This is a genomic window from Reyranella aquatilis (genome assembly GCF_020880995.1).
Taxonomy (GTDB): domain Bacteria; phylum Pseudomonadota; class Alphaproteobacteria; order Reyranellales; family Reyranellaceae; genus Reyranella; species Reyranella aquatilis.
The window spans coordinates 285,809-299,759 of the sequence record NZ_JAJISD010000006.1; the positions used below are offsets into that span (position 1 = coordinate 285,809).

The following is a 13,951-nucleotide window of genomic DNA, read 5'->3' on the forward strand; positions in this document are numbered from 1 at the left end:
AGCGGGGGAATCGTGTCCCTAAAATCGTCGCGGCGCCGATCCTGGGGACCGGCGCCGCTGGGGACTATCCGAACTGTCGTTTATTGGTTTTGAGAGAGAGGGGGCGTCGGAAGGTCCTTGTCGGCTCAGGCTTCGCCGACCGTCTCGAGGATCGAGGCGGTCAACGCGTCGGCGGGGCTCTTGCCGGCCCACACGACGTACTGAAAGGCGGGGTAGAAGCGCTCGCTCTCGGTGATGGCCACCTCGACGAGGTCGTTCAGCTGCTCGGCCATCAGCCCATTGGTCCCGCGCAGCGGGATGGCGTGGCGGAACATCGGGAGGCCCTCTTCGCTCCACAGATCGAAGTGACCCAGCCACATCTTCTCGTTGATGAGACCGAGCAGGCAGTGGATGTCGGTGTGGCGCTCGGCCGGGATGCGGACGTCGTAGGCGCAGGTGAAGTGCAGCGCCTCCACGTCGTCCCGCCAGCTGAAGAACATGCGGTAATCGCACCAGCGGCCCGCGACTTCGACGGCGATTTCCCGGTCCGAAGTCCGGTCGAACGGCCAATCGTTGGCGGAGACGACTCTTTCGATCATTTCGAGGGGGTTCAGGTCGGCTTTCCGCCTGGTCCGCTCTTGTCGCGTTAACGCCATCGACCCGCTCCCCAACCATTCCGCCGTGCGGCCCATCGGAGCCATTCTTGAGGCGGGTGGTCGACATATCGTGGTGGGCACCCAACAACCCACTAGCGGTAGCCTGCCATAAGCCGATCTTGCCACGCAATAACAAAGGTCCGTGTAAAACGGGGAAAGAGTCAGGGATTCCATGAATTTAATCCCCAACGTTAAGATTCGAGTCCGGAGATTCCGCAGGACGAATCGGGATTTGCTGCTGAATTTTTGAGCAAAACCGCGTCGCTGACCGTGCCTGACCCGTGTTTACGCAGATTCCGGGCAGTTGGCACAGGCCTTGCCTCCTTCCTGCCCAAGCACCCGGCGCCGACCGGAAAAGACGTGGTGGAGGCTTCTATGTTCAAGGACCCGTTCGATCCGAAGACCCTGCTCGGCCGCCGGCCCTGCAGCTGCGGCGGCAATCATGCCCAGCGCGACCACGACCGGCTGAGCGCCGCCGCCGTGCCGGCCGGCGAGGAGGATCGCTGGAACCGGGTGGTCGATGCCGCCGTCCTGCGCGCCGTGTTCCCGGTCGACGCCCAGCGCCGCCAGTTCCTGAAGACGGTCGGCGCCGCCACCGCGATGGCCGCCATCTCGTCCGTCCTGCCGCTGGGCGCGGCGCGCGAGGCCTTCGCCCAGGGCGGCGCGCCGGAGAAGAAGGACCTTAAGGTCGGTTTCATTCCGATCACCTGCGCCACCCCGATCATCATGGCCCATCCGATGGGCTTCTATTCCAAGCAGGGCCTGAACGTCGAAGTGGTGAAGACGGCCGGCTGGGCAGTGATCCGCGACAAGTCGCTGGCCAAGGAATACGACGCCTCGCACATGCTCTCGCCGATGCCGATCGCTATCTCGCTGGGGGTCGGTTCCAATCCGGTTCCGTGGACCATGCCGGCGATCGAGAACATCAACGGCCAGGCGATCACGCTCGCCAACAAGCACAAGGACAAGCGCAACCCGAAGGACTGGAAGGGCTTCCGCTTCGCCGTTCCCTTCGACTATTCGATGCACAACTATCTGCTGCGCTACTACGTGGCGGAGCACGGGCTCGACCCCGACAAGGACATCTCGATCCGCTCGGTGCCGCCGCCGGAGATGGTCGCCAACCTGCGCGCCGACAATATCGACGGCTATCTCGGGCCCGATCCCTTCAACCAGCGCGCGGTGTTCGACGGCATCGGCTTCATCCACCTGCTGACCAAGGAGCTGTGGGACGGCCATCCCTGCTGCGCCTTCACCGTCAGCAAGGAATTCGCGACCCAGAATCCCAACTCCTATCGTGCGCTGCTGAAGTCGATCATCGACGCGACCGCTTATGCGCACAAGCAAGAGAACCGGAAGGAGATCGCCAAGGCGATCGCCCCGGCCAACTACCTGAACCAGCCCGAGACGGTGCTGGAGCAGATCCTGACCGGCACCTATGCCGACGGGCTGGGCGGCGTGAAGAAGGATCCGGAGCGCATCGACTTCGACCCGTTCCCGTGGAACCAGTTCGCGATCTGGATCATGACCCAGATGAAGCGCTGGGGTCAGCTCAAGGCCGACGTCGACTACGCCAAGGTCGCCTCGGAGGTCTATCTCGCCACCGATACCGCAAGCATGATGAAGGAGATGGGCCTGACGCCGCCCGATCCGTCGAAGAAGACGATCGTGGTGATGGGCAAGCCGTTCGATGCCTCCAAGCCGGACGACTACGTAAACAGCTTCGCCATCAAGCGGACCTGAGACGATGACGCAGGTTGAGGTGCTGGGGGCGCGCGACTCCAGTCGCGCGTCATGCTTTGAAGCCAGAGAAGATCGCGCCACGGAAGTGGCGTGCCCCCAGCGATGAAAGCCTCGCTCGGAATGCGGGCCGGCCTGCTGTCGGTCCTGATCTTCGCGGTCATCGTCGGCATCTGGCACGTCGCCACGCTGCCCACCGCGGCCAGCGGTCCGGCGGTCGATCCGGAATACGCCAAGCTGGTCGGCGCCGCGGCCGCCACCGGCTCGAAGTCGGCGATGCCGACGCCGGCCGACATCGGCGCCACGATCTGGAAGCATCTCGCCGATCCGTTCTATGTGCGCGGCAGCAACGACAAGGGCATCGGCATCCAGCTCGCTTATTCGCTGGGCCGGGTGCTGCTGGGCTTCGGCCTCGCCGCCCTCTTCGCCATTCCGCTCGGCTTCCTGATCGGCATGTCGCCGCTGGTCTATCGCGCGCTCGATCCGTTCATCCAGATCCTGAAGCCGGTCTCGCCGCTCGCCTGGATGCCGCTCGCGCTCTACACGATCAAGGACAGCGCCATCTCCTCGATCTTCGTGATCTTCATCTGTTCGGTCTGGCCGATGTTGATCAACACCGCCTTCGGCGTGGGCAGCGTCCGCAAGGAATGGCTGAACGTGGCGCGCACGCTCGAGGTCGGGCCGTTCCGCACCGCGTTCAAGGTGATCCTGCCGGCGGCGGCGCCCACCATCATGACCGGCATGCGCATCTCCGTCGGTATCGCCTGGCTCGTGATCGTGGCGGCCGAGATGCTCGTGGGCGGCACCGGTATCGGCTACTTCGTATGGAACGAGTGGAACAACCTCTCGATCGCCAACATCGTGACCGCGATCCTGCTGATCGGCCTCGTCGGTCTCCTGCTCGACCAGGGCCTGGCCTATCTGGCCAGGCTCGTCACCTATCCGGAATAGGCGCGCCATGGAGAACCGTCCGCTCATCAGCGTCGAAGGGCTGGCACGCCGCTTCGGCGAGACCGGCCAGCCGGCCGTGTTCGAGGACATCTGGTTCGGCATCGACAGGGGCGAGTTCTGCTGCCTGATCGGCCATTCCGGCTGCGGCAAGACCACGATCCTGAACGTGCTGGCCGGCCTCGACAGTCCGAGCGGCGGCGCCGTCATCGTCGACAATCGCGAGATCGACGGGCCGAGCCTCGACCGCGCCGTGATCTTCCAGGGCCATGCGCTGCTGCCGTGGATGACGGTGATCGGCAACATCGCCTTCGCCGTCTCGTCTCGCTGGCCGACCTGGGATCGTGCACGCGTCCAGGCGCACGCGCGAAAGTTCATCGAGCTGGTCGGGCTCGCCGGTGCGGAGAACAAGCGGCCGGCACAGCTCTCCGGCGGCATGAAGCAGCGGGTCGGCATCGCCCGCGCGCTCTCAATCCAGCCCAAGATGCTGCTGATGGACGAGCCGTTCAGCGCGCTCGACGCGCTGACGCGCGGCATGCTGCAGGACGAGGTGCTGCGCATCTGCGCCGACACGCAGCAGACCGTTTTCATGATCACCCACGATGTCGACGAGGCGATCCTGCTCGCCGACAAAATCGTGCTGATGACCAACGGGCCGGGCGCCCGCATCGCCGAGATCGTGGTCAACACCATGCCGAAGAACGAGCGGCACCGGAACGACCTGCACCGGCATCCTCAGTATTACGCGATCCGCAACCATCTGGTGGAGTTCCTCGTGAACCGCTCGAAGGCGTTCGATCGAGAGATCGCCGAGCACGGTTTCGACCCGCGGCGGCCGAAGCTGGTGAAGCCCGGATTGTCGGCGGTCAATCCGCCGGCCGACGTGGTGCCCCTGCGGCACAGCAACTGACAGTCAACTGAAGCCAACATCGACGGGAGAAGACAATGAAGCGGGCTGAAGTCACCGAGAAGATCCTCACGGCCAAGCGCCTGAAGGAGCTGACCTGGGAGGAGATCGCCAAGAAGATCGGCGGCGCCTCCAAGATCATCGTCACCGCGGCCTGCATGGGCCAGATGAAGATGACCAAGGAGCAGGCCACCAAGGCCGGCAAGCTGTTCGGTCTGGGCAAGGAAGAAGTCCTGCTGCTCCAGGAAGTGCCCTATCGCGGCTCGCTGCCCCAGATCCCTCCGACCGACCCGCTGATCTACCGCTTCTACGAGCTGGTCCAGGTCTACGGCACGACCTGGAAGGAACTGATCCAGGAGGAATTCGGCGACGGCATCATGAGCGCCATCGACTTCGACATGACCATGGAGCGCCAGCCCGACCAGAAGGGCGACCGCGTGAAGATCGCGATGTCCGGCAAGTTCCTGGGGTACAAGAGCTACTGATCGGCCGGCCGCCGCACTCCTTGTGCGGCGGCCTTTCGCTGTGCCAGATTGTCAACAATCGACCATCAAGCCTGAAAGGACAGTTTTGGCGTTTTCCGATGTCTCGACGCCCGACGTCGGCGCGCTCTTCGAGCGCGTGCCGAAAGCGACGTTGCGGGCGCATGTGGTCGAGCGGCTGCGAGGGGCGATCCTCGCGGGGGACATTCCGCCCGGCGCGCCGCTGGTCGAGACGTCGCTGTCGGAGCGGTTCGAGGTCAGCCGCGGACCGTTGCGCGAGGCGCTCCGGCAGCTGATCGAGGAGGGGCTGGTGGTGACCGTGCCCTACACCGGCACGCGCGTCGCCGAACTCTCGGTCGAGGACGTGCACGAGATCTATTCGTTGCGCACCGTGCTCGAGACCTTCGCCTTCGAGCAGGTCTGGCCACGCCGCGACGATCGCTTCCGCGCCGAACTTAGGCGCCGCAACGAGGCGCTGATCGCCTCGATCGATGCCGGTGACGACCGCGCCAGCATCCTGAACGAACTCGAATTCCACGGCCTCGTTTACGAGGTGAGCGGCCACAGACTGCTACAGCGCGCCTGGAACGGCTTGCGCGGCCGGCTGCAACTGTACTGGGCGGCGCATCATCGCGCGCACGGACGCCGCGGTCCGAAGCGCGACAGTCACGACAGCTACATCAAGGCGGCGTTCGGCGCCGACCTGGAGGCGATGAGGCGCGAGATCGCCGATCACATGCGACGCGGCGTGGAAACGACGGAGAGGTTCCTGCGCACGATGCCGACTTCGTCCGGGAAGCCAAAAAGGGGAGACAATTCATGAGCATCAATCGACGTTCGTTGCTGACCGTCGCGGCCGCCAGTGCCGCCGCACTCGCCATTCCGTTCGCCGCGCGCGCCCAGGGCACGCTAGACGAGGTGAAGAAGCGCGGCGTGCTGAGGGTCGGCGTCACCCAGGCGCCGCCCTGGTATTCCAAAGATCCCAAGACCGGCGAATGGTCGTCGGGCCTCGGCATCGCGATGGGCAAGGCGATGGCGCAGACGCTGGGTGTGAAGTTCGAGCCGGTCGAGGTGACGTGGGGCAACGCGATCGCCGCGCTCCAGGGCGACAAGATCGACCTGATGTTCATGCTCGATGCCACCGCCGAGAGGAAGCAGGCCGCCAACTTCCCCGAGTCGCCGCTGCTCTGGTACTCGCTGGCCGTGCTGGCGCGCGACGACCTCGATGCCAAGACCTGGGAGGACCTCAACAAGCAGGGCGTGCGCATCGCCGTGCCGCAGGCTTCGACCATGGACCGCTGGGCGACGCAGCACACGCCCAAGGCCGACATCCAGCGCTTCCCCGGCAATGCCGAGGCGATCGCCGCCTTCCAGTCGGGCCGCGTCGATGCCGTGCTGCTCTTTCATCCGCCGCTACTCGCCGCGCGCCAGCGTCTCGGCAAGGGCAAGATCGTCGTGCCGCTGCCCGCGGAATCGCAGCCTTCCAGCGTGGCGCTGCGCAAGGGCGACACCGCCTTCACCGAATGGGTCGATAGGCAGATCGCGGACTACTACAAGAGCGGCCAGACGCAGAAGTATTACGATCAGGCCCTGGCGGACTTCGGCCTCGATCCGAAGCTCGCGCCACCGGTCATGAAGGAAATGATCAAGTAGGCGGCGGCGCCTCTTGGCCTACCAGTGGGACTTCTCGCCGGTCCTCGCCAATGCACCGTTGTTGGCGCAGGGTCTGGCGAACACGCTCAAGGTGACGGGCACGGCGCTGGTCTGCGGCGTCGCGCTCGGCCTGGTGCTGGCGCTGCTGCGTCTGTCGCCGCGGCGGTTCCTGTCGTGGCCCGCCGGCTTCGTCATCGAAGTGTTTCGCACGACGCCGCCGCTGGTCCAGCTCTTCTGGTTCTTCTTCGCCCTGCCGATCCTGGTCGGCATCGAGATGACACCGTTCGTGGCCGGCGCCGTCACCTTCTCAATCCAGTCGGCATCCTTCTTCGCCGAGGTCTTCCGCGCCGGCATCCAGTCGATCGAGCGCGGCCAGTGGGATGGCGCGCGCGCGATCGGCATGCGCCACGACCAGGCGTTGCGCCGGATCATCCTGCCCCAGGCGGTGAAGCGCATGATCCCGGCCTTCATGGAGCGCGCCATCGAACTCATGAAGACGACGACGCTGATCGCTACCATCTCCTACGCCGACCTTCTGTTCGCCGCCAACGAGGTCTCGCAGAAGACGTTCCGGCCGCTCGAGACCTACACCGTCGTGGCGCTGATCTACTTCGTCGTGATCTTCCTCGCGAGCCAGGTCGCGCGGCTCGTCGAGCTGCGGCTGGCCCGTAGCGGCGAATCGACTGTCCACTGATGCGCTGGGATTTCGCCTCCGTCTTCGACAACACCGATGCGCTGCTCGTCGGCGCCGTCGGTACATTGCGCATCTTCGCCATCTGCCTCGTGCTGGGCCTGAGCCTCGGCCTGATCGTCGGGCTTGGCCGTTACTCCCGCAATCGCCTGCTCCACATACCGGCCACGATCTTCGTGGAATTCTTCCGCAACACGCCGGTGCTGGTGCAGATCCTGTGGTTCTACTTCGCCCTGCCGATCCTGCTGCCCTTCCAGATCTCGCCGCTGGCCGCCGCCTCGCTCGGCATCTCGCTCAATTCGGCGGCCTTCTCGGCCGAGATCTATCGCGGCGGCATCCAGTCGATCGAGACCGGCCAGTGGGACGGGGCGCGGGCGCTGGGCATGCGCTGGGGCCAGGCGATGCGGCGCATCATCCTGCCCCAGGCGTTGAAGCGCATGCTGCCGGCGCTGACCAACCGCGCCATCGAGATCTTCAAGATGTCGACGCTCGCCTCGGCCGTGGCCTATGTCGAGCTGCTGCAGCAGGGCAAGCTGATCGCCTCGCTCAACTACAATCCGATCGAGGCCTACACCGCCGTCGCGGTGATCTTCTTCGTCTTCCTGTGGCCGCTGGTCCAGTTCAGCTATTTCCTCGAACGGCGACTGAGGCGGGACGAATGACCATCCTTCGCGTCTCCGGTCTCACCAAGCGCTTCGGCGCCACCGAGGTGCTGCGCGGCATCGATCTCGAGGTGGCGCGCGGCGAACGCATCGCGATCCTGGGCGCTTCGGGCTCGGGCAAGAGCACCTTGCTGCGCTGTCTCAACTTCATGGAGCGCCCCGGCGGCGGCACGATCGCGCTCGACGGCCAGATGCTGGGCCGCGAGGGTCGCGCGGGCGAGCGGATCTATCGTGAGAACGAGCTGATCCAGGTGCGGCAGCGCGTCGGAATGGTATTTCAGCAGTTCAATCTCTTCCCGCACATGACGGCGATCGGCAACGTGATGGAGGGGCTGCGCACCGTGCGTGGCATGCCGAAGCCGGAAGCCGAGGCGCGGGCGCGGAAGGAGCTGGCGCGGGTCGGCCTTGCGGAGAAGGCGGACACCTATCCGGCCCATCTCTCGGGCGGCCAGAAGCAGCGGGTCGCCATCGCGCGGGCACTGGCCATGGACCCCGAGATGCTGCTGTTCGACGAGCCGACCTCGGCGCTCGATCCGGAACTGGTGGGCGAGGTGCTGGCCGTCATCCTGGCCCTCGCCGAAGAGGGTCGCACCATGCTGCTGGTCACGCACGAGCTGGGCTTCGCCTATCACGTCGCGACGCGGATCATCTTCCTGGCCGACGGCGCGATCCACGAGCAGGGCACGCCGGACGAGGTCCTCAAGAACCCGAAGAAGGAGCGCACCCGCGCCTTCCTCGCCAGCCACAGGCAATTCAGCTTCTAGGGATACGTCATGAGCAACGAGCAGGCGAGCGCCCAGGCCTATCTGGCCGATGCGCGCAACGATCAGGTGCTGGTCTACGTGAACGGGGAGTTCTTCCCGCGCAATGAGGCGAGGGTCTCGGTGTTCGATTCCGGCTTCGTGCTGGGCGACGGCGTGTGGGAAGGCCTGCGCCTCGTGAAGGGCAAGTTGATCAGCCTAGAGGCTCATCTCGACCGCCTGTTCGAAGGCGCGCGCTCGATCGATCTCGACATCGGGCTCGACCGCGCGGACGTGACGAAGGTCGTGACCGATACGCTGGCGAAGAACGGCATGACCGACGGCGCGCACATCCGCCTCATGATCACGCGCGGCCTCAAGAAGACGCCCAATCAGGATCCGCGCTTCGTGATCGGCAAGGCCACGATCGTCTGCGTCGCCGAATACAAGACGCCGATCCCGGAGGCCAAGGCCAAGGGCTATTCGCTCTTCACCTCGACCTTCCGCACGACCCAGCCCGACCAGTTCGACCTGCGCCTCAACTCGCATTCGCGGCTGAACCTCATCCAGGCGCTGATCCAGGCCATCAAGGCCGGCGCCGACGAGGCGCTGATGCTCGACCCGCGCGGCTTCGTGGCCTCGTGCAACTCGACCAACTTCTTCATCGTACGCGGCCGCGAACTGTGGACCTCGACCAGCCTCTATAGTTTCAAGGGCATCACCCAGCAGAACGTGATCGACGCCTGGCGCGCGGCCGGCAACGTCGCGAAAGAATGCGACTTCACCCTGGCGCAGGTCTATTCCGCCGACGAGGCCTTCGTGACCGGCACCCTGGGCGGCGTCACCCCGGTGACGAAGGTCGACGGCCGCCTCATCGCCGACGGCAAGGCGGGCAAGGTCACGAAGGAAGCCAGCGACCTCTATCTGAGGTCGGTCGGGGCGCTGTAAGGGAAGGGTCCCTCGCTACGCTCGGGATGACAATGTTGTTGGAACGCACGCTGTGCGCCAGGGCAAAATTGTCATCCCGAGCGTAGCGACGGACCTTTGCTTGCTGTCTGCGACAGCGTGAGCATCGTCTCTAGGCAAATTTCTTTCATCCACGACTTACCGAACTCCATTCGGCGGAGCGGCCGGGACGGTCTAGGATGGCGACATGAGCCAATCGTCGCCGACCTATCGCCTCCATTACTTCCCCGAGTCGGGCAACAGCTACAAGCTGGCGCTGATGCTGACCCTGTGCGGCCAGAGCTTCGAGCCGGTCTGGACGGACTTCGGTGGCGGCGTCACGCGAACGCCGGAATGGCGCGCCACGGTCAACGAGATGGGGGAGATCCCCGTGCTCGAGGAGAATGGCGAGCGTCTGACCCAGACCGCGCCGATCCTGCTGCGCCTTGCGGAGCGCCATGGCCGCTTCGGTGCGAAGAGCGAGGCGGAGAAGTTCGAGATCCTGCGCTGGTTGTTCTGGGACAACCACAAGCTCACCGGCTTCATGGCGACCTACCGCTACAACCGCGCCTTCCTTCGTTCGGTCGATCCCGTGGTCCTCGACTTCATGCGCAGGCGCATCGACGACTATCTCGGCATCCTGAACGGCCACCTCGAGAAGCGGGCCTTCGTGATCGGCGACCGGCCAACCATCGCCGACATCTCGATGATGGCCTACCTGTCGTTTCCCAAGAACGAGGCCGGCTACGACTTCGCGGTCAGTCATCCCGCCGTCAATGAGTGGCTTCTGCGCATGGCCGCGCTCCCCGGCTGGAAGGCGCCGTACGACCTGCTCCCCGGCAAGCGGCTGCACTGCTACGTGTAGCTACTCCGCCGCCAGCTTTCGCGCGCTCCTGGGATCGCGCGTGAGCAGTCCGTCGGCCAAATCCCGCTCGATCATGGCGTCGGGACGCTCCACCACGCGACCAAAGCCGGCGCCGCCGCCCACGAACATCTCGACGATGTCGCCCTTGCCGAGATCGAGGGCGGCCTTGCTCTTCAGCTCCTCGACGCTGCCGTCGGCGCGGAAGACGCGGCAGTAGCCGCGCTGGCCGGGCTCGCCGCCCAGAAGGCCTTCGGGGGCAAGGCGGAAGCGGTCGGAGTAGATGGCGAGCTGGACGTCGTCGTGCAGGATCTCGCAGCGGCGCGTGAAGCCCGCGCCGCCGCGCCGGGCGCCCAGGCCAAACGAGTCGGGCGCCAGCTCGTAGCCGACGATGCGGAAGAAGCCGTAGTCGATGTCGAGCGATTCGACGGGCGCGTTGGAACAGTTGCTGAGCGGCGAATCGACGGCGTCGCAGCCGTCCGCGTCCTTCGAGGCGCCGTAGCCGCCGCCGAAGATCTCGAGATAGACGCTGTAGCCCTTCTCCCCGAGATGGGAGAGGCAGAACGCGGTGGTGCAGTCGAAGCCGGTGGCGATCACCTTGTCGGGCAGCGCCTGGGCCAGCGCCTTCATCACCGCGTTGAAGACGCGATAGGCCGGGATCATGCGCGCCCGCACCGGCGCCGGCGGCCGCGGATTGAGCAGCGAGCCGTAGGGCACCTTGATGGTGATCGGCCGTGCCATGCCCTCGTTGTAGGGAATGTCGGGGCTGGTCAGCACCGACTTCACGCAGCTGAGCGCCGCCGACAGCGTGCTGGAGTAGGGACAGTTGAGGTTGCGCTTCACCTGCGCGCAGGTGCCCTCGAAATCGATCTCGACGGAATCCTCGGCGATCGTGACCTTGGCCTTCACCACCAGCGGCTCGTCGCTCAGCCCGTCGTCGTCGACCGCATCCTCGCCGTAGTAGGTGCCCTTCGGTGCCTGTGCGATGGCGGCACGGACACGGCGCTCGGAGTAATCCTGCATCTCGCGCATCGCCGTCTCGACCTTGTCGGTGCCGTAGCGTTCGCAGAGCTGCTTCACCCGCATCACGCCGATCGCATTGGCCGCGAACTGGGCGTTGAAATCGCCGATGGTGAGGTCGGGCACGCGCACGTTGGCCGTTACCAGCCGCTCGAACGAGCCGCCGTTCCAGTCGTGTTCGAAACTGTAGCGCGAGGGCGGGAAGCGCAGCCCTTCCTGGTAGACGTCGGAGGCGTGGATGTTGAGGCCAGGCGCGCCGCCGCCGAGGTCCAGGTGATGCGCCACCGAGGCGCCGAAGCCCACCACGCGGCCTGACACGAAGATCGGCGTGAAGATGAAAACGTCGGGGATGTGCTGGCCACCCTCGAACGGGTCATTGTTGATGAGGAAATCACCTTCCTTCAGCGTCTCGACGGGATGGCGCCGGAGGCAGGCCCGCAGGGTCTCGCCGATCGGGCCGAGCTGCATCGGGATCAGCTCGGCCTGCGCCACCGTGTTGCCGTCGCGGTCCATCAGGCCGGCCGATCCGTCGCGCGCCTCGCGCAGGATGGTCGAGTAGGCGGAGCGGATCAGCTTCACGCCCATCTCGCGGGCGCCGGCGATCAGCGCCTGGCTGATCACGGCATAGTCGATCGGACCGAGTTGGCTCATGGCGATCTCCGGAGGATCAGATTGTCCGCTGCGTCGAGCCCGGCCGTCCAGCCGGGCGGCACCCAGGTCGTGGCGGTGTAGCCTTCGATGACGGCGGGGCCTGCGATCTCCTGGCCCGCGTTCAGCGCCTCGGCGGTGTGGCGCGCGCAGTCGAGCCAGGCTTCACCGTGGAAGATCTGCGCCTGTTCGGGCGCGCGGGCTTCGAGCTTCTCGCGGTCGAGTTTCGGCGCGCCGCCGATCGGCAGGGTGGCGCCGACGCGGAGCGTCACGATCTCGACGGGACGGTCGAGATTGGCGCCGTGCATGAAGGTGCGGTGATGGGCGTCGGCAAACAGTTCCGCGAGATAGGCGGCATCGAGCGAACCCAGGCGATTCGCGGGGATCTCGACGCCGACCTCGAAGGCCTGGCCCACGAAGCGCATGTCGAGCGTGTGGGTGTAGTCGAGCGTGCCCGGCAGCTTCATGTCGGCGAACTGCGCCGCCAGCCGCGCGCGCATCTCGGCGAATATGCGACCGGCTTCGCGTGCCGCTGTCTCGTCGAGCTTCATCTTGCGCGTGACGGCGTCGAACTTGGTGTAGTCCGAGGCCACCAGCCCGTAGGCCGAGATCACGCCGGCATTGGGCGGCACGACGATGGTCGAAATGCCGAGTTCCTCGGCGATGCGCGCGGCATGGAGCGGGCCGGCGCCGCCGAACGGCACCAGCGCATAGTCGCGCGGATCGCGGCCGCGCTCGGTCGAGACGAGCTGGATGGCGCGCACGATGTTGGCGTCGGCGAGCTGCAAGGCCGAGGCGGCGGCCTGCTCGATGCTGAGCGAGAAGCGCTCCGCGAGTGGCTCGAAGGCGCGGCGCGCGGCTTCGCCGTCGAGCTGCATGCGGCCGCCCAGGAAGGCGCCGGGCCGGATCGTGCCGATCACGATATGCGCATCGGTGGTCGCGGGCTCGGTGCCGCCGCGGCCGTAACAGGCGGGGCCGGGATCGGCGCCCGCGCTCTGCGGGCCCACCCTCAGCATGCCGCCATCGTCGACCCAGGCCAGCGAGCCGCCGCCCGCGCCGACTGAAACGATGTCGAGCACGGGCGTGCGGATCGGCAAGCCGTCGATCTCGGTCTCGGCGGCGAGCGAGGGCCGGCCGTCCTGCACCAGGCACACGTCGGTCGAAGTGCCGCCCATGTCGAAGGTGATGAGGTCCTTGTAGCCCGAGCGCGCGGCCTGGCGCGTGGCGCCGACCACGCCGGCCGCGGGACCGGAATAGAGCGCAGTGATCGCGCTCTGCCGCATCGCCTCGGCGGGCAGGCGTCCGCCGTTGGACTGCATCACCGTGAAGCGGCCCTTGAAGCCCGCGTCGGCGAGCTTGTGCTCGAAGCGGTGCAGGTAGCCGTCGATCACCGGCTGCACATACGCGGAGAGCAGCGTCGTCGAGGCACGCTCGAATTCGCGGAACTCGCGCGCCACCTGGTGGCTGCAGGTCACGAGCACGCCGGGCAGCGCCTCGCCGATCAGGGCGGCGAGCCGCTTCTCATGCACCGGATCGGCATAGGCGTTGAGCAGGCAGATCGCGATCGCGCGGTAACCGCCGTCCCGGAGGGCGGGCAGCAACTCGGCGCGCACCTTCGCCTCGTCGAGCGGCGTCTCGACCGAGCCGTCGGCGCGCAGGCGCTCGACCGCCTCGAAGCAGTCCTTGCGGCGCACCGGCGGTGCGGGCTTGGCGTAGAAGAGGTCGTAGATGTTGCGCCGGTCGTGGCGCTGCATGAACAGCAGGTCGCGGAACCCCGCCGTCGCGATGAAGGCGACCGTCGCGCCCTTGCGCTCCAGCACGGCGTTGGTGGCGACGGTCGAGCCGTGACCCAGATCCTCGATCCGGGCGAGATCGATGCCCGAGGCCGTGAGCGCCGCGAAGGCGCCGACATCGGGCGATTTCGGCGTGCTCGGCACCTTGGTGACGACGACCCGGCCGCCCTCGACGGCGACAAGGTCGGTGAACGTTCCTCCCACCTCGACGCCGACGCGCATCGT

14 protein-coding genes are annotated in these 13,951 nt (G+C 66.3%); 11 read left to right on the forward strand and 3 right to left on the reverse strand.

Translation table 11 applies throughout. The features are described 5' to 3' along the window. Positions 1-125: 125 nt before the first annotated feature. Entirely contained in the window at positions 126-578 is a 453-nt protein-coding gene (locus tag LJ725_RS15835) for a type III secretion system chaperone family protein (RefSeq protein ID WP_230551608.1), read from the reverse strand. A 432-nt stretch (positions 579-1,010) separates the two neighbouring features. Between LJ725_RS15835 and LJ725_RS15840 the strand changes: the two genes are divergently transcribed. The 11 genes from LJ725_RS15840 to LJ725_RS15890 all read left to right on the forward strand — a co-directional run bounded on the left by LJ725_RS15840 (position 1,011) and on the right by LJ725_RS15890 (position 10,268). After that, complete coding sequence (locus tag LJ725_RS15840) at positions 1,011-2,378, forward strand: ABC transporter substrate-binding protein (RefSeq protein WP_230551609.1); 1,368 nt, start codon at positions 1,011-1,013, stop codon at positions 2,376-2,378. A 102-nt stretch (positions 2,379-2,480) separates the two neighbouring features. Next, positions 2,481-3,326: a nitrate ABC transporter permease gene (ntrB, locus tag LJ725_RS15845; RefSeq protein WP_230551610.1), complete on the forward strand. Its 846-nt coding sequence runs from the start codon at positions 2,481-2,483 to the stop codon at positions 3,324-3,326. Between the two features lie 7 nt (positions 3,327-3,333). After that, positions 3,334-4,233: an ABC transporter ATP-binding protein gene (locus tag LJ725_RS15850; protein ID WP_230551611.1), complete on the forward strand. Its 900-nt coding sequence runs from the start codon at positions 3,334-3,336 to the stop codon at positions 4,231-4,233. 35 nt (positions 4,234-4,268) lie between these two features. Then, positions 4,269-4,715: a cyanase gene (cynS, locus tag LJ725_RS15855; RefSeq protein WP_230551612.1), complete on the forward strand. Its 447-nt coding sequence runs from the start codon at positions 4,269-4,271 to the stop codon at positions 4,713-4,715. An 85-nt stretch (positions 4,716-4,800) separates the two neighbouring features. Next, positions 4,801-5,535, forward strand: a complete 735-nt coding sequence (locus LJ725_RS15860) for a GntR family transcriptional regulator (protein ID WP_230551613.1) — start codon at positions 4,801-4,803, stop codon at positions 5,533-5,535. Further along, positions 5,532-6,365, forward strand: coding sequence for a transporter substrate-binding domain-containing protein (locus LJ725_RS15865; protein WP_230551614.1), 834 nt, complete (start codon positions 5,532-5,534; stop codon positions 6,363-6,365). The genes LJ725_RS15860 and LJ725_RS15865 overlap by 4 nt, the downstream gene beginning before the upstream one ends. Positions 6,366-6,378: 13 nt before the next feature. After that, positions 6,379-7,059, forward strand: coding sequence for an amino acid ABC transporter permease (locus LJ725_RS15870; protein WP_230551615.1), 681 nt, complete (start codon positions 6,379-6,381; stop codon positions 7,057-7,059). Next, complete coding sequence (locus tag LJ725_RS15875; protein ID WP_230551616.1) at positions 7,059-7,718, forward strand: amino acid ABC transporter permease; 660 nt, start codon at positions 7,059-7,061, stop codon at positions 7,716-7,718. The genes LJ725_RS15870 and LJ725_RS15875 overlap by 1 nt, the downstream gene beginning before the upstream one ends. Further along, the gene (locus tag LJ725_RS15880; RefSeq protein WP_230551617.1) at positions 7,715-8,482 is read left to right on the forward strand and encodes an amino acid ABC transporter ATP-binding protein; all 768 of its coding nucleotides are present in this window, start codon (positions 7,715-7,717) and stop codon (positions 8,480-8,482) included. The genes LJ725_RS15875 and LJ725_RS15880 overlap by 4 nt, the downstream gene beginning before the upstream one ends. Positions 8,483-8,491: 9 nt before the next feature. Continuing rightward, entirely contained in the window at positions 8,492-9,406 is a 915-nt protein-coding gene (locus LJ725_RS15885; protein ID WP_230551618.1) for an aminotransferase class IV, read from the forward strand. Positions 9,407-9,611: 205 nt separating this feature from the next. Then, entirely contained in the window at positions 9,612-10,268 is a 657-nt protein-coding gene (locus tag LJ725_RS15890; RefSeq protein ID WP_230551619.1) for a glutathione S-transferase family protein, read from the forward strand. On the opposite strand, the gene LJ725_RS15895 is transcribed toward LJ725_RS15890, so the two are convergent. Then, positions 10,269-11,936, reverse strand: coding sequence for a hydantoinase B/oxoprolinase family protein (locus tag LJ725_RS15895; RefSeq protein ID WP_230551620.1), 1,668 nt, complete (start codon positions 11,934-11,936; stop codon positions 10,269-10,271). It lies immediately after the preceding gene. Further along, a complete protein-coding gene (locus LJ725_RS15900) occupies positions 11,933-13,948 on the reverse strand; it encodes a hydantoinase/oxoprolinase family protein (RefSeq protein WP_230551621.1) in 2,016 nt (671 codons plus the stop codon). Before LJ725_RS15900 ends, LJ725_RS15895 begins: the two co-directional genes overlap by 4 nt. Positions 13,949-13,951: the final 3 nt, after the last annotated feature.